General features: G+C 69.5%; 18 protein-coding genes. 10 read left to right on the top strand and 8 right to left on the bottom strand.

Translation table 11 applies throughout. The features are described 5' to 3' along the window. Window positions 1-2: 2 nt before the first annotated feature. From ABTV91_RS01955 to ABTV91_RS01925, 7 genes are all read right to left on the bottom strand, one after another. Entirely contained in the window at window positions 3-944 is a 942-nt protein-coding gene (locus ABTV91_RS01955) for a ribokinase (RefSeq protein WP_433852967.1), read from the bottom strand. Beyond that, window positions 941-2,197, bottom strand: a complete 1,257-nt coding sequence (locus ABTV91_RS01950) for a serine hydrolase domain-containing protein (RefSeq protein WP_433852966.1) — start codon at window positions 2,195-2,197, stop codon at window positions 941-943. The genes ABTV91_RS01955 and ABTV91_RS01950 overlap by 4 nt, the downstream gene beginning before the upstream one ends. Before the next feature lie 20 nt (window positions 2,198-2,217). Beyond that, on the bottom strand, window positions 2,218-4,443 hold the full coding sequence (locus ABTV91_RS01945; protein ID WP_433852965.1) for a TonB-dependent receptor: 2,226 nt from the start codon (window positions 4,441-4,443) through the stop codon (window positions 2,218-2,220). Between the two features lie 382 nt (window positions 4,444-4,825). After that, window positions 4,826-7,000 carry a TonB-dependent receptor gene (locus ABTV91_RS01940; protein WP_433852964.1) on the bottom strand — a complete coding sequence of 725 codons (2,175 nt, stop codon included), beginning with the start codon at window positions 6,998-7,000 and terminating at the stop codon, window positions 4,826-4,828. Window positions 7,001-7,247: 247 nt separating this feature from the next. Then, a complete protein-coding gene (locus ABTV91_RS01935; protein WP_433852963.1) occupies window positions 7,248-8,129 on the bottom strand; it encodes a LysR substrate-binding domain-containing protein in 882 nt (293 codons plus the stop codon). A 94-nt stretch (window positions 8,130-8,223) separates the two neighbouring features. Continuing rightward, window positions 8,224-10,641 (bottom strand): sodium:solute symporter, encoded by a 2,418-nt coding sequence (locus ABTV91_RS01930; protein ID WP_433852962.1) that lies wholly within the window; start codon window positions 10,639-10,641, stop codon window positions 8,224-8,226. 23 nt (window positions 10,642-10,664) lie between these two features. Next, a complete protein-coding gene (locus ABTV91_RS01925) occupies window positions 10,665-11,528 on the bottom strand; it encodes an HpcH/HpaI aldolase/citrate lyase family protein (RefSeq protein WP_433852961.1) in 864 nt (287 codons plus the stop codon). Between the two features lie 143 nt (window positions 11,529-11,671). Between ABTV91_RS01925 and xth the strand changes: the two genes are divergently transcribed. After that, window positions 11,672-12,442, top strand: a complete 771-nt coding sequence (xth, locus tag ABTV91_RS01920; RefSeq protein WP_433852960.1) for an exodeoxyribonuclease III — start codon at window positions 11,672-11,674, stop codon at window positions 12,440-12,442. A gap of 87 nt (window positions 12,443-12,529) precedes the next feature. Here the strand turns inward: xth and ABTV91_RS01915 are convergent, their stop codons facing one another. After that, the gene (locus ABTV91_RS01915; protein WP_433852959.1) at window positions 12,530-12,784 is read right to left on the bottom strand and encodes a GlsB/YeaQ/YmgE family stress response membrane protein; all 255 of its coding nucleotides are present in this window, start codon (window positions 12,782-12,784) and stop codon (window positions 12,530-12,532) included. 96 nt (window positions 12,785-12,880) lie between these two features. On the opposite strand from ABTV91_RS01915, the gene ABTV91_RS01910 reads away from it, so the two are divergent. The 9 genes from ABTV91_RS01910 (at window position 12,881) to ABTV91_RS01870 (ending at window position 20,818) form a co-directional block, all read left to right on the top strand. Beyond that, window positions 12,881-13,468: a 4'-phosphopantetheinyl transferase family protein gene (locus tag ABTV91_RS01910; protein ID WP_433854095.1), complete on the top strand. Its 588-nt coding sequence runs from the start codon at window positions 12,881-12,883 to the stop codon at window positions 13,466-13,468. A 128-nt stretch (window positions 13,469-13,596) separates the two neighbouring features. Beyond that, entirely contained in the window at window positions 13,597-14,238 is a 642-nt protein-coding gene (gene rsmG / locus ABTV91_RS01905; RefSeq protein WP_433852958.1) for a 16S rRNA (guanine(527)-N(7))-methyltransferase RsmG, read from the top strand. Window positions 14,239-14,550: 312 nt separating this feature from the next. Next, the gene (locus tag ABTV91_RS01900) at window positions 14,551-15,348 is read left to right on the top strand and encodes a ParA family protein (protein ID WP_433852957.1); all 798 of its coding nucleotides are present in this window, start codon (window positions 14,551-14,553) and stop codon (window positions 15,346-15,348) included. Further along, window positions 15,348-16,262 (top strand): ParB/RepB/Spo0J family partition protein, encoded by a 915-nt coding sequence (locus tag ABTV91_RS01895; RefSeq protein WP_433852956.1) that lies wholly within the window; start codon window positions 15,348-15,350, stop codon window positions 16,260-16,262. Before ABTV91_RS01900 ends, ABTV91_RS01895 begins: the two co-directional genes overlap by 1 nt. A 33-nt stretch (window positions 16,263-16,295) precedes the next feature. After that, window positions 16,296-16,598: a helix-hairpin-helix domain-containing protein gene (locus ABTV91_RS01890; protein WP_433852955.1), complete on the top strand. Its 303-nt coding sequence runs from the start codon at window positions 16,296-16,298 to the stop codon at window positions 16,596-16,598. Between the two features lie 232 nt (window positions 16,599-16,830). Next, complete coding sequence (locus tag ABTV91_RS01885) at window positions 16,831-17,796, top strand: SDR family NAD(P)-dependent oxidoreductase (RefSeq protein WP_433852954.1); 966 nt, start codon at window positions 16,831-16,833, stop codon at window positions 17,794-17,796. 70 nt (window positions 17,797-17,866) lie between these two features. Then, window positions 17,867-18,589 carry a glycosyltransferase family 2 protein gene (locus ABTV91_RS01880; RefSeq protein WP_433852953.1) on the top strand — a complete coding sequence of 241 codons (723 nt, stop codon included), beginning with the start codon at window positions 17,867-17,869 and terminating at the stop codon, window positions 18,587-18,589. Window positions 18,590-18,591: 2 nt separating this feature from the next. After that, window positions 18,592-18,924: a lipid-A-disaccharide synthase N-terminal domain-containing protein gene (locus ABTV91_RS01875; protein WP_433852952.1), complete on the top strand. Its 333-nt coding sequence runs from the start codon at window positions 18,592-18,594 to the stop codon at window positions 18,922-18,924. A gap of 106 nt (window positions 18,925-19,030) precedes the next feature. After that, the gene (locus ABTV91_RS01870) at window positions 19,031-20,818 is read left to right on the top strand and encodes a DUF885 domain-containing protein (protein ID WP_433852951.1); all 1,788 of its coding nucleotides are present in this window, start codon (window positions 19,031-19,033) and stop codon (window positions 20,816-20,818) included. The last annotated feature ends 164 nt before the right edge of the window (window positions 20,819-20,982 follow it).

The raw sequence follows: 20,982 nt of genomic DNA, 5'->3' as shown, positions 1-20,982 counted from the left end.
GGTCAGAGCGCGCACCACGCCGCCAGCGCGGCATGGGCGTCGGCACCGGGTACGCGCGCGGCGTCGGCCAGCAGGGCGGCGACCTCGGTATGGCTGGGGATGCTGGACTGCGCGCCCAGCCGGGTACAGGCCAGCGCGGAGGCGGCGCTGGCGGCGAGCAGCGCCTGCGGCAGCGCATGCCCGCGCGCCAGCGACGCCACCAGGGTGCCGCAGAACGTATCGCCGGCGGCGGTGGTATCGACCGGCGCGATGGCGAACGCCGGCTGCAGCAGGATGCGGCCTTCGCTGCGCGCCAGGCAGCCGCGCGCGCCGAGGGTGACGATCACGCACGGCACGTCCAGCCGCGCCAGGCCGCTGGCCAGGTCCGGTGGGTGGCCAGCCACCACGTCCAGCTCGCCTTCGTTGACGATCAGCAGGTCCAGCGCGGCCAGCAGTTCGGCCGGCAGCGGCTGCGCCGGCGCGGCATTGAGCGCCACCCGGACCCCGGCCGCACGCGCGGCCTGCGCATGGGCGAGCACGGTGGGCAGCGGCGTTTCCAACTGCAGCAGCAGCCACTGCACGCCGTCCAGCGGCGGCAGGTGCGCGGGCCGCAACGCCATGTTGGCGCCGGGGGCGACGGTGATGGCGTTCTCCGCGTCGTCGGACAGGCAGATGAAGGCGGTGCCGGTTGGCAGCTGCGCGTCGCGCACGATGTGCAGCCGCACGCCGGCATCCGCCAGCGAGGCTTCTATGGGCCTGGCGAAATCGTCCGCGCCCAGCGCCAGCAGCATGCGTGTATCGGCACCGCCGGCGCGCGTGCAGGCCACCGCCTGGTTGGCGCCCTTGCCGCCGGGGAAGGTCTGGAAGCCGCGGCCGAGCACGGTCTCGCCCGGCGCCGGCACATGCGCCGCGCGCACCACGAAATCGAGATTGGCCGAGCCGGCGACGAGGACGGTGGAGCTCATGGAAGGGCCTGGTAGACGAGGTTGTAGAAGCGGGTCGACGGCGACGCCAGCGGCCGCTCGCTGCCGGGCAGGTACTGCAGCATCAGGATCGCGACCAGCCGTTCGCGGCGGTCGATGGTGAAGTAGGTCGAAGCGGCGCCGGACCAGCCGAACTGGCCCACGCTGCCCAGCCGGCCGCGCGCGACCGGATCGGTGACGACATAACCGCCCAGCCCGAAGCCTTCGCCCGGCCCCTGGCTGGGCACCGCCGGCGCGAAACCGCCGAGCTGGTCGGCCATCATCAGCTCGACGGTCTTGCGCGACAGCAGCTGCCGCCCGTTGCCGCGGCCCTCGTCGAGCAGCATGCGCGCGAATTTCAGGTAATCGGCGGCGGTGGAATACAGGCCGCCGGCGCCGCTGTCATAGCCCTTCAGGCGTACGCCGGGGCTACGCGCGCTGGCGGTGTCGGCCACGCGCAGGCGGCCGTCGTCGTCGCTCGTCGGCAGTTCGACCACGCGCCCGCGCTGCGCGGCCGGTACTTCGAAACCGGTGTCGCGCATCGCCAGCGGATCGAAGATGCGCTGCTGCAGGAACTGCGCGAACGGCTGGCCGCTGACCACTTCCACCACCCGCGCCAGCAGCTCGGTATTGCTGCCTTCGTAATGGAAATGGGTGCCGGGCGCGTCGGCCAGCGGCACGGCGGCCAGGCGCGCGGCGGCGTCCTCCAGCGACGTGGCGCTGTCCACGTCGGCGGCGGTCAGCAGCCGGGTCGCGACCGGGTGCGTGTCCGAGGCCGCGGCCAGGCCGCTGGTATGGGTCAGCAGGTGGCGCAGGGTGATCGCCCTGGGCGACGGCGCCAGCTGCGGATGCGCGAGATCGCCGCCGATCACCACCTGACGGTCGGCGAAAGCGGGCAGGTAGCGCGACAGCGGGTCGTCCAGCGAGAGCCTGCCTTCCTCCACCAACATCATCACCGCCGCCGAAGTCACCGGCTTGGTCATCGAGTAGATGCGGAAGATGGCGTCCTCGCGCAGCGGCCGCGTGCCGGCGCTGTCGGCATGACCCCAGCTGCCATGGAAGGCGACGCGGCCCTGGTGCTCGACCACGGCCACCGCGCCGGGGAAACGGCCGGGCCCGGTACTGGCCTGCAGGAAATCGTCCAGCCGCTGCCAGCGGTCGTCGGCGTGGGCCAGCGCCGATCCCAGCAGGAGCAGGAGCGCCGCGCCGTACCGCCACGCATGCGCGGTACGCGGGGGCATCGGGAGTCTGCGCATGGCGGGCGCTCCTGCGTTCATCAACGGAAGGTGTACGAATAGCTCAGCGACACCACGCGGCCGCGACCGGCCCAGTAGTTCTGCCAGCCATCGCCCTGCGAGCCGCTGAGGATGTAGTACTTGTTGAACAGATTGTCCACGCCCAGCGAGAACGTGCCGAAGCGGCCGGAATCATAATTCACGCCCAGATCCCACAGCGTGTAGCCATTGATCTTCTCGTCGTACTCGTACTTCTCGCCGTCGTACTCGCGCACCGCCGAGCCGGTCAGGTGGCGATCGCGCAGCATGCTGGCGCCGAGGGTGGCATCGAGGTTGGGCAGCGCCTTCCACACCAGTGCGACGTTGATCTTGTCCGGTGTCGCATCGAAGATGCCCAGCGGCTTCTTCAACGGGCCCGCGTCATAGCGGCCCTGCGGGTCCGGGCCCCAGAACGAGGTATAGCCGCGCAGGTGGGTGTAAAGGCCGGTGATCTTGAAGCTGTCGGTGAAGCGGAACTCACCGGTGAGCTCGATGCCTTTGATGTCGGTGGGCGCGCGCGTCATGATGAAATCGCTGGTCAGCGGATCCACTTCCAGCGAGGCGCCGAAGTCCGACGTGGAGTGATACCAGCTGCCGCTGAGCGCGCCGCGCGGACCGCGCCAGTTGAAGCCCACGTCGATGTTGTCGACGATGATCGCCTGCAGGTCGAGGATGCCCTTCACCGACTGGCCGGTGTAGTTCACATTGCGCAGCGGGATGCCGATGTCCGGCAGGGTGAAGCCCTTGCTGTAGGCGCTGAACAGCGAGAACTGGTCGGTCACGCGCCAGATCGCGCCGAAGTTGGGCAGGTTGGCGGTGTAGTCCAGGGTGCCGCCCTCGACGAACACGCTGTTGCGGTAGGCCACGGTGGTGTAGCTGTCCACGTCCAGCTCGCCGTTCTCGCGGCGCAGGCCGCCGCTGAAGGTCACCGGGCCGACGTCCCAGGACAGCTGCGCGTAGGGCGCGACGCTGCGGTAGTCCATCGGCGGCACCCACACGCGATCGGTCATCACCAGGCGTTGTTCGGCCACGTCCTGCACGAAGTCCACGCCCGTATGCAGCTCCAGCCCCTCCGCGCCGAAGATGCCGGGCCGCGTCCACGAGGTGCGCAGCCCCTTCTTGCGCGACTGGATCTCGGACTGGTCGAAGATGCGCTCGGCATCGTCCGGCGCCGGCTTGACCAGCTGCCGGTCGGCGCCGTTCTCGGGCAGGAAGCGCATGCCCTGCCGGGCCTGGTAGCCGACCAGGTCCAGCGTGCCGCCGTAGAAGTCGCCATGCGTGTACTGCAGGCTGTACTGGATGAACTTGTTGAGCGCGTCGCGCTGGCCGTCGATATGGCCCTTGACCGAGGTATTGGGCACCGGCGTGTCGCAGGGCGGCCAGTCGTGCGGTCCCTTGCAGCCGACCAACTGGATGTAATCGCCGTTGCCGCCGATGTGGAAGTTGCTGTACGTCGCCTGCAGGCGCTGCTCGCCGTCCTGCCCGAAGTTGTAGCCGCCCTTGAGATAGAGGTTGCGCGACTTCGAGTCGGCCAGCGAGCCGCTGGAATTCATGCCGATGCTGCGGCCCTTCGCGTCGTAGGCCATGCCGCGCTCCAGCTGCGAGGCGCTGGCCAGGAAGTCGTAGTCGTCCTGCTTGATCGCATGGCTCAGGCCCAGCTTCCAGCCCATGCTGTCGTCGCGGAACTGGGTCTGGTAGCGGGCATTGACCGTGGTCTCGCTGCCGCTCTGCTCGGGAACCTTGGAGATGTAGTTGATCACGCCGCCGGTGGCGCCGATGCCTTCGGCGGCGGACGGGCCGTTGATGACCTCGATGCGGCCGATCACGCCCATGTCGGTGAAGGTGCCATTGCGGGTGCCTTCGCGCAGCGGCGAACCCTGCGGAATGCTGTCGAACAGGCGCAGCGGAATGCGCCCGCGCAGCGACTCGCCGGAGTTGGTCATCGCCTGCGACGATTCCGCGTAGCCGGGAATGGTCCTTGCCAGCACCGCGGTGTTGTCCTCGGTGATGACCAGCGACTGCCTGATCTCCTCCGGTGTGATGATCGAGATCGCGCCGGGGATCTTGTCCACCGCCTTCGGCGCGCGCACGCCGGTGACGATGACCCGGTCCAGCTCGGTCGCCTTGTTTTCCTGCCCGTCTGCCGCCTGCACCTGCTGGGCCTGCACGCTGCTGCTGACAGCCGCTGCCAGGACCCATACCCCCAAACCCGCCGGTACCTTCTTCATGTTCTTTATCTCGTTGTTGTTCTGGAAAAGAAGCGCATGGACTGCAGCCGCGCGACGCGGCGTTCGGATATTTCGGTTGGCCCGCCGCATCCCTCCCATGCGGCCCCCTGGCGAAGCCAGCCTAGGAGTGGCGGGGCAGGCATTGAAGGCGGGCGACCTAGCTTCAGGCATGAGGTTTTGTTGCTTGAAGCAAGAAGGGCTTCCCTCCCGCAGCGCAACAAGCAACTTTCCTTTCCTTTGGCGTCGCTTGCCGGCGTCGTTGGGCATCGGACAGAAGAAAGCGGCGCCACAGTTGCCCGTGGCGCCGCTTCCGGTGGGTCGGAGGCCGGAACTGGCGCTCGCCAGGGCGGCTCCCCGCCGCCGGGGTACCGCCGTGGAGCGATCAGAACGCGATGGTGTGCGAGAGCGAGATCACGCGGCCGCGCCCGGCCATCCAGTCGTCGTTGGCGTTGCTGGCCTCGGAGGTGGTCAGGATGTACTGCTTGTCCAGCAGGTTCTCCAGGCCGAGGGTCAGCTTGCCGAAGCGGCCGGTGTCGTAGTTCACGCTCAGGTCCAGCAGGGTGCGGCCGGAGGTGTGCTCGGCGCCGCTGCGGCCCTGGTTGATGGTGCGCGAGAGCAGGGTGGTCGCGCCCAGGTTGAGGTCGGCCTGCGGGGCGAAGCGCCAGAACAGGTTCATGCCGATCTTGTCCGGGCTGACGTCATTGGCGCCCATGCGCTTGTCCAGCGGCCCGTTTTTGGTGAACCAGGTCTTGCCGACGATGTGCGAGTACATCGCGCTCAGCTTGAGGTCGCTGCCGAAGTCGTAGCTGCCGGTCAGTTCGATGCCGTTGATGCGCACCGGGCCGCGGTTCATGACGAAGTCGCCGGTGACCGGATCGGTGCTCAGCGAGACGCCGAGCTCGGAATAGCTGCGGTAGTACGACGCGCTCGCCGACGCGTTGCCGGCGCGCCAGTTGAAGCCGATCTCCTTGTTCTCCACGATGATCGGCTGCAGGTCGAGGATGCCGTCGACCTTGTAGCCCGGCTTGTTGATGTTGCGCAACGGGATGCCGACGTTGGGCAGGCTGAAGCCTTCCGAGTACGAGGCGTAGGCCGACAGGGTATCGGTGAAGCGGTAGACCAGGCCGGCGTTGGGCAGCGTCTCGCGGTACTTCAGGGTGCCGCCTTCGACGAACACGCGCTTGTTGTAGTACGTGGTGGTGTAGCTGTCCACGTGCAGTTCGCCGCTCTCGCGGCGCACGCCGCCACTCAGCGTGAGGTCGCCGATGTCCCAGCTCAGCTGCGTGTACGGCGCGGTGGAGGTGTACTCCATCGGCGGCACCCACACGCGGTTGGTCAGCGCCAGGCGCTGGTCGGTGGTGTCCTTCACCCGGTCCACGCCCAGGCGCAGTTCCAGGCCGTCCACGTTGAACAGGCCGCCGCGGGTCCAGGAGGTGCGGAAGCCCTTCTTGTCGGAGTTGACCTCGGACTGGTCGATCAGCGTGCCGATCGGCGCGATCAGCGGGTCCTGGCGGTCGGCGCCGTCCTCGGCCGGGTAGCGCATGTGCTGGTCGGCGCGGTAGGCGTCGGCCAGCAGGGTGCCGCCGAAGAAATCGGAGTGGCTGTAGGACAGCGCGATCTGGTTGAAGTCGTTGAACTCGGTCTTGGCGCCGAGCGGCGTGCCGGGCACCGACGTGGAGGTGATGTTGTTGGCGCGGTCGCCGATCACGCCGGTGTAGTTGCCCTTGCCGGTCAGGTTGAAGCGGCTGACCGACACCTGCAGGCGCTGCATGTCGGCTTCGCCGAAGTTGGTGCCCAGCTTGAGGAACAGGTTCTTGGCTTCGGAATCGTTGATCGTGCCCGAGCCGCGCATGCCGATCTTGCGGCCCTTGGCGTCGTAGGCCATGCCGCGGTCGACGAAGGAAGTGGCCAGCAGCAGGTCGTAGGCGTCTTCCTTGTGGCCGAAGGTCAGGCCGACCTTCCAGCCGTCGCTGTCGTCGCGGCCCTGGGTGCTCCAGCGGGTGTTGACGGTGGTGTGGCTGCCTTCGTCCGGGGTCCGGGAAATGTAGTTGATGATGCCGCCGGCGGCGCCGACGCCTTCGGCCGCGGACGGGCCGTTGACCACCTCGATGCGGCCGATCACGCCCAGGTCGGTGAAGCTGCCGGCGCGGTTGGTCTCGCGCAGCGGCGAGGTCTGCGGGATGCCGTCGAACAGGCGCAGCGCGATGCGCCCGCGCAGGGTCTCGCCGGAGTTGGTCAGCGCCTGGGTCGATTCGGAATAACCCGGGATGGTGCGGGTGAGCACCGCGGTGGCGTCCTCGGTCAGGCTCAGCGAGTTCTGCACTTCCTGCAGGCTGACGATGCTGACCGCGCCGGGGATGCGGTCCACGGCCTTGGGCGCGCGCGTGCCGGTGACGATCACGTTGTCCAGGTTGATCGCGTCCTGGTTGGCCGCCTGGGCGGTGCCCGCGTCCTGCGCGGCGGCGGACAGGCTGGCGGTGGCCAGCACCAGGCCGACGGCCATCGACAGGTGCGTCCTGGCCGCCGCGCCGCTGCGTGCGCTGATTGCATTGGTCATGGTTCTCTCTCCCCCCGAAGTGGATTGCGGCATCGACGACCGGGGAGCCGCGCGCGCCGGGAAACACGTCCGGGCTCGCGCCCGCCGTACCGGCGTGGTGGCGGCTCTCTGCGGAGCCTGGCCACGCGTTGGCCGGTCATGGGCGAAGACTAGGTGCGGCTTCATGACGATAGAAGCGCGGATTCGTATGTTCATTGCCTAGCGTTTGTTGCCGATCGCGGGCAAGGCGATCGGCCGCGGGCGCCGCTCAGGCGCGGCCGGGCAGCAAGGCCGCGCGGCTTTCTTCCAGCAGCGCGTTGACCTGGCGGATGCGCACCGACGACCGCGACCAGACCATTCCGATGCGGCGCGGCTCGCAGGGCGCGGGCAGCGGCAGCCGCGCCACCGCCAGGCCCTCGGGCCACGGCCGCGCCCAGTCCGGCACCAGCGATACGCCCAGGCCGCGGTCCACCATCACCGCGATGGCGTTGAGCGCGTTGAGCTCGAAACGCTCGCGCGGCACGATGCCGACGCGGCGCAGGTATTCGTCGGCCTGGCGCCCGCCCCACTCGTGGCGGTCGTAGCGGATCAGCGGTTCGTCGCGCAGCAGATCGTGCGGGTCGCGCCCGGCCAGCCGCGCCGGCGCCAGCACCACCATCGGTTCCTCGCGCAGCAGCTGCCAGTCGCAGGTCTTGGGCAGCGAGAACGGCGCCTGCAGCACCATCGCCGCGTCCAGGTCGCCGGCCTCCACCGCGCCATACAGGTCGGCCGAATAGCCGGGGCGGATGAACACGTTGATCTCGGGGAACTTGGCCACCATGCGCGCCAGGATGTCCGGCACCAGCCCGGCCAGCGCGGTCGGGCAGGCGCCCAGCCGCAGCTCGCCGGCCATGCCGCTTTCGTTGGCCACGCTGCGCAGGTCGGACACGTCGCGCAGCAGGTCGCGCGCGCGCTGCAGGATGCGCGCGCCCTCGGCGGTGACGCTGACCGTGCGTCCGGCGCGCGCGATCAGCGGCGCGCCGAGCTCGCGTTCCAGGGTGCGGATCTGCTGCGCGACCGCGGCCGGGGTGATGTGCAGCGAGCGCGCCGCCGCGGCCATCGAACCGCGGTCGACCACGGTGACGAAGGTGTTGAGGAACTGGGTTTCCACGGCTATGCCCTCTGGGTCCGGGGCAACGCTACAGGAGGGCATGGCGCGCGGCATCCGACCAACGTCATGGTCGCGGACGCGGCGCGCGCGCCGTTCATGTCGCGTCCTGGCGGTAGATCGTCAGGCCCTTGAGCGAACGCGCCGGCGCCGGGAAGCACAGGCTCGCCAGGTAGCCGATCACGATGCACAGCAGGATCGAGATGCCCAGGTAGAAGTACGGGTGCACCAGGTCGAACGACCACGCCAGCAGGGTCAGTGCGATGCTGCCGGCGATGCCGATGGCCACGCCCGGCGAGTTGGCGCGGCGGGTGAACATGCCCAGCGTGTAGGCGCCGGCGAAGCCGCCGCCGAGCAGGCCGGCCAGCTCGATGGAGACGTCGAACAGCGAGTGGATGTCGTAGCGCGAGAGCACCAGCGCCAGGCCCATGCCGGCCAGGCCGACGACCACGGTCATGATCTCGGCGAAGCGCACGCTGCCGCGTTCGGTCGGGTTCTTCGCCAGCTTGTCGTAGAAGTCCACCGACAGCAGGGTCGCCACGCTGTTGATGATGCTCGACAGCGTGGACATGGCCGCGGCGAAGATGCCGGCGATGATCAGCCCGGTCACGCCCGGCGGCAGCTCGGCGGCGATGAACAGCGGGAAGGTGGCGTCGATCGGCAGCAGCGGGTCCAGCCGGCCCGGGTTGTGCTTGTAGTACATCCACAGCGCGGTGCCGATGCTGTAGAAGATGAAGCCGCCGGGGATCATGATCGCGGCGAAGATCCAGATAGAGCGCCCGGCCTCCTTGTCCGACTTGGTCGCCAGCGTGCGCTGCATCAGCACCTGGTCCTTGGGGAAGGTCAGCACCACGTCGAACACGACCAGGAAGATGAAGCCCCACACCGTGGCCTTGGTCAGGTCGAAGCTGAAGTCCAGCAGTCTGGTCTTGTGCTCGGCCATCGCCGCTTCGCGGATGCCGTCGAAGTCGGCGCCCAGCGTCCACACGATGAAGCCGATGGCGAAGATCGCGCCGCCCATCTTCACGAACACCTGCACGAAGTCGGTCCACACCACCGCGCGCATGCCGCCCATCACCGTGTAGATGATGGTGAACACGCCCATGATCAGGATGCTCCAGACCACGTCGATGCCGGTGATGGTGGCGATCGCCAGCGCCGGCAGGAACAGGATCACGCTCAGCCGGCTGCCGACCTGCATGGCGATGGCCAGCGCGCTGGCGAGCATGCGGATGGCCGGGTGGAAGCGCGTCTCCAGGTACGAGAACACGCTCATCAGGTCCAGCCGCCGCAGCAGCGGCACGATCCACACCGCCACGAACATCAGCCCCAGCACCGCGACCAGGTTGTTGGTCAGGTACTGCCAGTTGGTTTCGTAGGCCTTGGCCGGGATGGCGATGAAACTGATCGAACTGGTGTTGGTCGCGTACAGGCTGATGCCCGCCGCCCAGAACGGGATGCTGCGGCCGCCGACGAAGAACTCCGATTCCGAGGACGTCTGGTCCTTCAGGTAGAAGTACACGCCGATGCCGATCATGCCGGCCAGGTAGAGGACGATCACGCCCCAGTCCAGCCAGCCGAGCAGGTGCTTGCCGCCCTGCACCTCGGCGTAGTGGACGGCGCCGTCGGCGCCGGCCCAGACCAGGCCGTTGCCGCGCGCGGCGATGCCCTGCGGCGCCTGCACCGCCGGCGTACCGAGCGTGGCCCAGGCGCTGGTGATGGTGTGGAAGGTGCGCAGGCCGGTGCCCTGCGCGTCGCGCACCAGCATCAGCAGGTGCGCCTGGCCGAGCGCGCGCAGCGAGCCGGGCAGGATGTGCCCTTCCGGCGCCGGTGCCTGCTGCCAGCCGTTGTCCGCGGTCCAGCGCCACAGCGCGTCGCCCGTCGCATCGCCGATGGCGGCGTACAGCCCGCCCTTCTGGCCCTGCAGCGCCACCAGCCGGCCGCTGGCCGGCCACACCGGCTGTGGCTGCCAGCCGCCGGCCCCGGCCGCCAGCGCGTGCCGGTAGAGATGCATCGAGCCGTCGGCGCCGGTGCCGGCCACGTACAGCACGTCGCCGAGCGCGGCCGCCTGCGCCTGGCCGAGCGCCACCGGCAGCGCCAGCGTCTGCTCCAGCACCAGGGTGTCGCCCTGCAGCCGCGCGCCCTGCAGGCGGTCGCTGCTGTCGGCGGAGGTGCCGCGCAGCAGCCAGGTCCGGCCGCCGGCGTTGACCGCCATGCGCATGTCCGTCGTGGCGCCGGCCGGCGCCAGCGTGAGCGGCCGCCACGTCCTGCCGTCGCTGGCCAGCGTCCAGGCACCACCGGCGGACAGGGCGACATCGCGGCCATCGACCGCCAGCAGCTGCGGCTGGACCGCCTCGGCCGGCAGCGGCGCCAGCGTTTCCGACGCCACCGTGCTCAGGTTCTCCGCCGCGGCGGTGCCGCCCAGCGCCAGCAGCGCCGCCGCCGCGAACAGGCGCAGGCCGCGCAGCAGGCGTCGGGGCAGGGGAGAGGCGGGCACGGCGGCGGGGATCGGCATCGGCATGGCTCGGAAAGGCGGGGTCAGGAAACGTCGCGCGTGCGGCTGGCAGCGGCCAGCAGCGCTTCGGCGCGGCGCAGGAAAGGCAGGTCGATCATGCGGCCCTCGAACAGGAACGCGCCGCGGCCCTGCGCGGCCGCCGCCGTGGCGGCGGCGACGATGCGGCGGGCTTCGGCGACGGCATCGCCGGAGACGTCGAAGGCCGCGTTGGCCAGGCCGACCTGGCGCGGGTGGATGCAGCTCTTGCCGATGAAGCCCAGCTCCCGCGCCATCCGTGCCTCGGCGCGGAAGCCCTCGTCGTCGCCGACGTCGGGAAAGGCGCCATCGCAGGCGAACACGCCGGCCTCGGCCGCCGCCATGCGCAGCGCGAACAGCGTGGCGTGCACGTTGGCCGCGGTGCGGGCGATGCCGTTGGGCGCGAACAGGTCGCCCAGGCCGAGCTGCAGGCCGGCCACGCGCGGATGCGCGGCGGCCAGTTCCGCGGCCAGGCGCAGGCCGCGCGGCGTCTCGATGTTGAGCAGCAGGCCGATCGGCCGCGCGACGCCGTTGCCGGCCTCGGCGCGTTCCAGCGCGGCGGCCGCCTCGCGCACCTGCGCCACGGATTCGACCTTGGGCAGGTTGAGCAGCCAGACCGAGGGCAGCGCCACCGCCGCCAGGTCGGCGGCGAAGTGGTCGCTGCCGGTGCCGTTGCTGCGCACGATCAGCAGGCGGCCGCTGGCGGCCACGTCGTCGCGGCGGAGGAACGCGCCGACCTGCACGCGCGCGGCGGCCTTGCCGGCCTCGGGCACGGAGTCTTCCAGGTCCAGGGACAGGGCATCGGCCGCGCCGGCCATCGCCTTGTCGAACAGTTCCGGGCGGGCGCCGGGCACGAACAGCTTGCTACGCATGGTTTCCCCTCATCCTGCGGGGCAGTCTGCGCGATTCGGAACGCTGAAAAAGTGCGTTCCCGGACATTCATGCGATAGCGTTTGTTTGCAGTGACCTGGCCGCCGCCGGCCCGGCGCGCGCCGGCAGGCCGTAGAATCGCGCCATGAAAATCGCCTCGTGGAACGTCAATTCGCTCAATGTCCGCCTGCCGCACCTGGAACAGTGGCTGGCCGCTTTCGCCCCGGACGTGGTCGGCATCCAGGAAACCAAGCTGGAGGACCACAAGTTCCCGGACACGCGCCTGCTCGAGCTGGGCTACCGCAACGTGTTCGCCGGGCAGAAGACCTACAACGGCGTGGCGCTGCTGGCGCGCGACCCGATCGAGGACGTGCAGGTCGGCATCCCCGGTTTCGACGACGAGCAGAAGCGGGCGATCGCCGGCACCGTCAACGGCGTGCGCGTGCTCAACCTCTACGTGGTCAACGGCCAGGACGTGGGCACCGAGAAGTACGCCTACAAGCTGCGCTGGCTGGAGGCGGTGCACGGCTGGATCGCCGCCGAACTGCTGAAATACCCGAAGCTGGTGGTGCTGGGCGACTTCAACATCGCCCCGGACGACCGCGACGTGCACGACCCGGCGGTGTGGAACGGCGACCACATCCTCACTTCCACCGCCGAGCGCGGCGCGCTGAACAAGCTGCTGCAGCTGGGCCTGCACGACGGCTTCCGCCTGCACAACGACGCGGCCGGCGTGTTCAGCTGGTGGGATTACCGCGCGGCAGGCTTCCGCCGCGACCTGGGCCTGCGCATCGACCTGACCCTGGTGTCCGATGCGCTACGGCCGCAGGCGGTGGCCGCCGGCATCGACCGCGAGCCGCGCACCTGGGACCGCCCCAGCGACCATGCGCCGGCGTGGGTGGTGGTTGAGAAGTGAGAGAAAAGAAGGAGTGAGAAGTGAGAGAAAGGCAGGGGCGCGCCCGCTTTTTCTCGCTCCTCACTCCTCTTCACTCACTCCTTGGTTCTACCGGATGCTCTTCCGGGTAAACAGATTGACGATGGCCAGCAGGATCACCGCGCCGACCAGCGAGAGCAGGAACGAACGCAGGGTGATGGCGCCGTTGATGCTGCCGCCGCTGAACAGGAAGCCGGCGATCATCGCGCCGATGATGCCCACCACGATGTTGAGGATGATGCCCTGCTGCGCATCGCGGCGCATGATGAGGCTGGCCAGCCAGCCGACGACGCCGCCCACGATCAACCAGACGATGATGCCCATGCCGATGTCTCCTTTCGTCGATGCACCCGGAGCGGTGCGACCCGTGCAGTCAAGACGATCGGGCGTGAAGCGGTTGTGGACCGGGGCCGCGCGCTGATGGAAGCGGTACGGGCCTGGCGGTTCGGGCAGGTGACGGTGTGGCAGCTGCCGCACGTGCCCGGCACCCGCGGCGAACCGCAGGCGCGCGAACTGCTGGCGGCCGAACTCGGCAGCACCCCGCAGGCGCTGCCGCTGACCCGCGACGAGCGCGGCCGGCCCTGGCTGATCGGCGAGCTCTCGCACTACGGCACCGGCTGGAGCCACAGCGGCGGCCACCTGCTGGTGGCGCTGGGCGAACGCGCCCGGCTGGGCGTGGACCTGGAGCAGCAGCGCCCGCGCCGGCAGATGCGGCAGGTGATCGCCCGCTTCTTCCATCCCGACGAGATCGCCTGGCTGGACGGGCTGGACGATGCCGCCTGCGAACACTGGTTCTTCCGCGTCTGGTGCGCCAAGGAAGCCCTGCTCAAGGCGCACGGCCACGGCATTTCCTTCGGCCTGCACCGGCTGCGCTTCGCGCCCGGCGAGGACGGCGCGCTGTATCTGGCCTGGTGCGATCCGGGGCTGGGCGAGGCCGCGCGCTGGCACCTGCACGAATGGCAGGCCGCGGCGGACTTCCGTGCCGCACTGGCGTGGTACCCCGCGTAGGAGCGCACTTCAGTGCGCGATCGGGGCTTGCATGCAGAGCCTTCTGCAACGGCGCGCACATCCATGCGCGCGGGTTCAAACGGGAAAGCCCCATCGCGCACCACGGTGCGCTCCTACATAATTCCGCCATGAACGACACCTCCCTCCCGCCCGGCGTGGCCGACGAACTGCAGCGCGGCCTGCAGGCCATGGGCCTGGACGTTGCGCTGGCGCCGCCGCTGCTGGCCTACCTGGCGCTGCTGGTGCGCTGGAACAAGACCTACAACCTCACCGCCATCCGCGATCCGCACGAGATGGTCACCCGCCACCTGCTCGATTCGCTGGCGATGGTGCCGCACATCGAGTCCGGCACCCTGGCCGACCTCGGCACCGGCCCCGGGCTGCCCGGCATCCCGCTGGCCATCGCCCGCCCGCAGCTGCGGGTGACGCTGGTGGAGAGCAACGGCAAGAAGGCGCGCTTCCTGCGCGAGGCCGTGCGCCAGCTCGGCCTGGACAACGCCCGCGTGGCCGAATCCCGCGCCGAAGCGCTGGACGAGCCGGCCGCCTACGACAACCTGACCGCCCGCGCCATGGACACCCTGGCCGGCATCGTCGCGGTCGGTGGCCACCTGCTGCGCCCGGGCGGTCACCTGCTGGCGATGAAGGGCGTGCACCCGCACGAGGAGATCGCCGCGCTGCCCGCCGACTGGCGCGTGCTGGAGGTCCGCCCGCTGCAGGTGCCCGGCCTGGTCGGCGAACGCCACCTGGTGGTGTGCAGCCGGTCCTCGTAGATGCGGGGCTCGCCCCGCATGAAGCCTTCCCGGTGAAGCCCGTGCCGGGCAAGCCCGGCACCTACGGGCACGCTGCCGCAATCCTCGAATTCGCGATGTCTGGTCGGCGAACGCCATCGGGTGGTCTGCAGCCGGTCCCTGTAGATGCAGGGCTCGCCCCGCATGAAGCCTTCCCGGCGAAGCCCCATGCGGGGCAAGCCCCGCATCCATGGTTGTGGCACAACAGGGAAAGGCCGGCCTGGATTTCCCCGATCCGGCCCCCAGCCCGCATAATGCCCAGTCCCAACCTTCCAGCCCATGAGGCCCACCCGCATGGCTCGCATCATCGCCATCGCCAACCAGAAAGGCGGCGTCGGCAAGACCACCACCGCCGTGAACCTGGCCGCCGCCCTCGCCACGGCGCCCCGGCGCGTGCTGCTGGTCGACCTGGATTCGCAGGGCAACGCGACCATGGGCAGCGGCGTGGACAAGCGCGAGGTCGCGGCCTCCACCTGCGACCTGCTGCTGGGCGAGAGCAGTGCGGCCGACATCCGGGTGAAGGCGCCGGAAGGCTACGACCTGCTGCCGGGCAACATCGACCTGACCGCGGCCGAGATCCAGCTGATGGAGCAGGAAGGCCGCGAGCAGCGGCTCAAGCGCGCGCTGGCGCCGATCCGCGGCGAATACGACTTCATCCTGATCGACTGCCCGCCGGCGCTGTCGCTGCTGACGCTCAACGCGCTGGCCGCCGCCGACTCGGTGCTGGTGCCGATGCAGTGCGAGTACTACGCGCTGGAAGGCCTGAGCGCGCTGGTGGAGACCATCGAGGCGCTGCGCGCCAGCCTCAACCCGGGGCTGGAGATCGAAGGCGTGCTGCGCACCATGTTCGACGTGCGCAACAACCTGGCCAACGCCGTGTCGGCCGAGCTCACCGAGCATTTCGGCGACCGCGTGTTCCGCACCATCGTGCCGCGCAACGTGCGCCTGGCCGAGGCGCCGAGCCATGGCCAGAGCATCGTCGGCTACGACCGCACCTCGCGCGGCGGCGTGGCCTACCTCGGTCTGGCGGGGGAGCTCATCCGCCGCACCGATGAACGCAACAGGGCCGTCAGGGCCGTGGAGGCTGTCTGATGAGCGCTGCAAAGAAACGTGGCCTGGGCCGTGGCCTGGACGCGCTGCTGGGTCCCAAGGGCGCGGTGACGCCGGTATCGGTGGCGGCCGTGGCCGAGCCGCAGCCGGGCGAGGTGCTGCGCAAGCTGCAGATCGACCTGCTGCAGCCGGGCAAGTACCAGCCGCGCCGCGAAATGGACGAGGCCAAGCTGTCCGAGCTGTCCGAGTCGATCAAGGCGCAGGGCGTGATCCAGCCGATCCTGGTGCGCCAGGTCGAGGGCGGCAGGTACGAGATCGTCGCCGGCGAGCGCCGCTGGCGCGCCTCGCGCCTGGCCGGGCTGGACGAAGTGCCGGTGGTGGTGCGCGAGCTGGAAGACCGCACCGTCATCGCGATGGCGCTGATCGAGAACATCCAGCGCGAGGACCTCAACCCGCTGGAGGAAGCCGAGGCGCTGCAGCGGCTGATCTCCGAGTTCTCGCTGACCCATGCCGAAGCCGCGCAGGCCGTGGGCCGCTCGCGCGCGTCGGTGTCCAACCTGCTGCGCCTGATCGACCTGCCCATCGGCGTGCGCGTGCTGCTGGAAAGCCGCCGCCTGGAAATGGGCCACGCCCGCGCGCTGCTGACGCTGGCGCCGGAGCTGGCGACCAAGCTGGCGCAGGATGCCGCCGACGAGGGCTGGTCGGTGCGCGAGGTCGAACACCGCGCCCAGCAGTTCGCCGCCGGCAAGGTGCCGGGCGCGCGCAAGGCCAGGCCGGCGCCGAGCGCGCCCCAGGCCGACATCGCCTCGCTGGAAACCGAGCTGTCCGAGTCGCTGGGCACGAAGGTCGCGATCAACCACGGCCGCGGCGGCAAGGGCAGGCTGGTCATCCACTACACCGACCTGGACACGCTCGACGGCGTGCTGGAAAGGCTGCGTACCCGTCAGCACGGCTGACGTTCCATCCACCCCCGAGGTGCATGCAAGGCAATGAACCCCACCAAGGTCGACCGCAATCACCTGTTGCGTCTGACCGACCTGCCGAATGTCGGGCCGGCCTGTGAAAAGGATCTCCGTCTGATCGGGATCCGGGTTCCCGCGCACCTGCGCGGGCGCGATCCCTATGACATGTACGCGCAGCTGTGCCTGAAGACGGGGGTGGTGCACGATCCCTGCGTGATCGACGTGTTCCTGTCGATCGTGCGCTTCATGGCCGGGGAGGCGCCGCAGCCGTGGTGGGCGTTCAGCAAGGAACGCAAGCAGACTCTCGCAAAGGATCCAATGACGCTGTAGCCGTTGTGTCCCTCCTCCTTCCGGGAGACAGAACGGCAGGACTGCCGTTTGGCACGGCGAAGCCGCCCGCAGGGAGAGGCACATGATGTGCCGAACGCAGGTGGCGCGTAGCGCCGGATGAGGATATGGGCAGACTCGTGTATACGGACGTCGATGGGGCTCCGCGCAACCCTCACCCCAACCCCTCTCCCGGAGGGAGAGGGGCTTCAATCAAGCAAATCCGGACAACCAGATGACCCTCCTCGTCACCGGCGCCGCCGGCTTCATCGGCGCCTACACCTGCCAGGCCCTGGCCGCGCGCGGCGAGCGCGTGGTCGGGCTGGACAACTACAACGACTACTACGACCCGCGGCTCAAGCGCGACCGCGTCGCCGCGCTGTGCCCGCAGGTCGACATCCGCGCGCTGGACCTGACCGACCGCGACGGCCTGGCCGCGCTGTTCGACGAGGTGCAGCCGACCCGGGTGATCCACCTGGCCGCGCAGGCCGGCGTGCGCTACTCGCTGCAGAACCCGCATGCCTATGTCGACAGCAACCTGGTCGGCTTCGTCAACATGCTGGAGCTGTGCCGCCACCGCGGCGTGCAGCACCTGGTCTATGCGTCGAGCAGTTCGGTCTACGGCGATTCGGCCACGCCGCCGTTCTCCGAGGACCAGCGCGTGGACCAGCCGCGCTCGCTGTACGCGGCGACCAAGGCCGCCAACGAACTGATGGCCCATACCTACGCGCAGCTTTACGGTCTGCGCGCCACCGGCCTGCGCTTCTTCACCGTGTACGGCCCGTGGGGCCGGCCGGACATGGCGCCGCTGCTGTTCTCGCGCGCGGTGCTGGCCGGGCGGCCGATCGAGGTATTCAACGAAGGCCGCATGCGCCGCGACTTCACGCATGTTTCCGACATCGTCGCCGGTATCCTCGGCGCCCTCGACCACCCTTCGGAGGACACCGTGCCGCACCGGGTATTCAACCTCGGCAACCACACGCCGGTGGAGCTGGAGCGCTTCATCGAGGTGATCGCCACGGCCGCCGGCCGCCCCGCGCTGAAGATCTACAGGCCGATGCAGCCGGGCGACATGGTGGAAACCATGGCCGATACCGCGCGCGCGCGCGCCGCCTTCGGCTTCGACCCGGCCACGCCGATCGAGGCCGGCCTGCCGCCGGTGGTGGCCTGGTGCCGCGACTACTTCGGCGCCGCGGCCTGACTCATCCTCCATCAAGCCGCGCGCTGGAAAATGCGCGGTCTTTTTCCCACTGCACGAACGGATCCCCGCGATGAACCAACCCGCACTTTCGGTGGTCGTCCCCGTCTTCAACGAACGCGACAACGTCGCGCCCCTGGTCGCCGAGATCACCGCCGCGCTGCGCGGGCGCGTGGACTTCGAGATCGTCTACGTCGATGACGACTCCAGGGACGACACCCTGCAGGTGCTGCGCTCGCTCAAGGCCGCCCACCCGGAACTGCGCGTGCTGCACCACGTCGGCCAGAGCGGGCAGAGCACCGCCGTGCGCACCGGGGTGAAGGCCGCGCGCGCGCCGTGGATCGCCACCCTCGACGGCGACGGCCAGAACGACCCGGCCGATATCCCCAAGCTTTTGGCCGCGCGCGACGCCGCCGCGCCGGAGGTGAAGCTGTTCGCCGGCTGGCGCGTCAACCGCCAGGACTCCGGCTCCAAGCGCTGGGCCAGCCGCTGGGCCAACCGCATCCGCGCGCGCATGCTGCGCGACGATACCCCCGACACCGGCTGCGGCATCAAGCTGTTCGAGCGCGCCGCCTTCCTCGACCTGCCGTACTTCGACCACATGCACCGCTACCTGCCGGCGCTGATGCAGCGCGCCGGCTGGAAGACCGTGAGCGTGCCGGTCAACCACCGCCACCGCACCGCCGGCGTGTCCAAGTACAACAACCTCGGCCGCGCCCTGGTCGGCATCCGCGACCTGCGCGGCGTGGCCTGGCTGATCGTGCGCAGCAAACGCACGGCGGTGGAGGAGGTCTGAGCATGGACTTCATGAGCCAGCCGCTGCCGTGGCTGGAGTGGACCGGCGTGCACATGTCGCCGTGGAAGCTGATCGGCCTGACCGGCACCCTGATGTTCGGCGGCCGCTGGCTGGTGCAGTTCGTCGCCAGCAAGCGCCAGGGCAAGCCGGTGATCCCGCGCCTGTTCTGGTACATGAGCATCTTCGGCAGCCTGATGACGCTGAGCTACTTCATCTTCGGCAAGAACGACGCGGTGGGCATCCTGGGCAACCTGTTCCCCACCTTCACCGCGCTGTACAGCCTGTACCTGGACATCCGCCACCGCGGCTGGAAGCGGGACAAGGCCGGGCACTGATCGGGTGGGGCACGCTTTGGCGCTCCAGGGGCAGGACTTTCGATCCATGCATCGCCGGACCGCCGGTGACATGATCGGGGTCTGTTTCCCGAAGAGTCCGCCGTTCGTGAAAACCACCTTGTCCGTCGCCCTGCTGCTCGCCCTTGCCCTGCCGGGCGCCGTCGTCCATGCCGCGCCCGCGAAGCCATCGGCGCCCGCCGCGCTGGCCGCGCAGGACGCCGATGCGCGGTTCAAGGCGATCTACGAGAAGGAATGGGCCTGGCGCCAGGCCGGTGGCGGCGAAGCCAGCGAGGACGGCGATGCCCCGGCGAGCGCCACCCGCCTGCCGGACGTCGGCGCCGAGGCGCAGCAGGCGCGGCTGAAGGTGTGGGACGAGGTGCTCGAACAGCTCAAGACCGTCGACCCGGCCACGCTCTCGGCCGAGAACCAGGTCAACTACGCCATCTACCGCTACCAGGTGGAGAACCTGGCCGACGAGGTGCGCCTGCGCGCCTACGAGATGCCGTTCAATTCGGATTCCTCGTTCTGGTCCAACCTGGGCTTCATGGCCCGGCGCGAGATGAAGACCGCGCAGGACTTCCGCAACTACATCGCGCGCCTGAACGATGTGCCGCGCTACTTCGACCAGCAGACGGCCAACATGCGTGCCGGTTTGGAGCGCGGTTTCAGCGTGCCGCGCGCGGTGCTGGAAGGCCGCGACGTATCGATCTCGACCGTGGCCGAGCTCAAGGACCCCACCGAATCGCCGCTGTACGCGCCGTTCAGGAAACTGCCGGCCAGCATTCCCGCCGACGAGCAGCAGAAGCTGCGCGAGGAAGCGCAACAGGCGATCGGCGGCAGCGTGATTCCCGCCTTCGGCAAACTGCTGGCGTTCTTCCGCGAGGAATACGTGCCGCAGGCGCGCACCACCCTGGCCGCGGAGAAGATGCCGGGCGGCAAGGCGTTCTACCGCCAGCAGATCCGCGAATACACCACGCTGGACATGAGCCCGCAGCAGATCCACGCGCTGGGCCTGAGCGAGGTCAACCGCATCCAGCAGGAAATGAACGCGATCATCGACAAAGTGGGTTTCAAGGGAAAGAGCGAGCAGACCCGCTTCGCCGATTTCCTCGAATTCCTGCGCACCGATCCGCAGTTCTACGCCAAGAGCCCGGAAGAGCTGCTGTGGCGCGCGGCGTGGATCTCCAAGCGCGTGGACGGAGTGATCGGCAAGTACATGACCCTGCCGCGCGCGCGCTTCACCATCGTGCCGGTGCCGCCGGACATCGCCCCGTTCTGGACCGCCGGCCGCGGCGGCATGGGCACCTACTGGGTCAACACCTACAACCTGCCCGCGCGCCCGCTGTACAACCTGCCGGCGCTGACCCTGCACGAATCCGACCCGGGCCACGCGCTGCAGGGCGCGCTCGCCGCCGAGCAGGGCGAGCAGCCGGACTTCCGCCGCGGCGCCTACATCTCCGCCTATGGCGAGGGCTGGGGCCTGTACAGCGAGAAGCTCGGCATCGAGATGGGCATCTACGAAACCCCGTACGAGGATTTCGGGCGCCTGACCTACGAGATGTGGCGCGCCTGCCGCCTGGTCATCGACACCGGCGTGCACCACTACGGCTGGAGCCGCGAGCGCGCCATCGCCTACCTGCGCGACCACACCGCGCTGAGCGAGCATGAGGTGACCACCGAGGTGGACCGCTACATCTCCTGGCCGGCGCAGGCGCTGAGCTACAAGCTGGGCGAGATCACCATCGTCAAGCTGCGCGCGCAGGCCGAGAAGGAGCTGGGCGACAAGTTCGACGTCAAGTCCTTCCACGATGCCGTTCTGCGCCAGGGCTCGGTGCCGCTGCCGGTGCTGGAACGCCAGATCAAGGCCTACATCGAGGAACGCAAGAAGGCCTGATGCGGTCGATTGCGGCGGCCGTTCCGGGAGGCGCCCGCACGCAGATGGCGTGCTGGCGCCCAGCGGCCGGCACCCCCGTGAACCCGTAGGAGCGACTTCAGTCGCGACCGGCGCTTTCCCGGCGAAGCGCGTCGTGGCTGAAGCCGCTCCTACGATTCGAATGC

The sequence above is a fragment of the Stenotrophomonas nitritireducens genome, from assembly GCF_050984405.1.
Classification (GTDB): Bacteria; Pseudomonadota; Gammaproteobacteria; order Xanthomonadales; family Xanthomonadaceae; genus Stenotrophomonas; species Stenotrophomonas nitritireducens_B.
The sequence above is the reverse complement of the archived record's forward strand: the minus strand, read 5'-3'. Positions and strand labels throughout refer to the sequence as shown.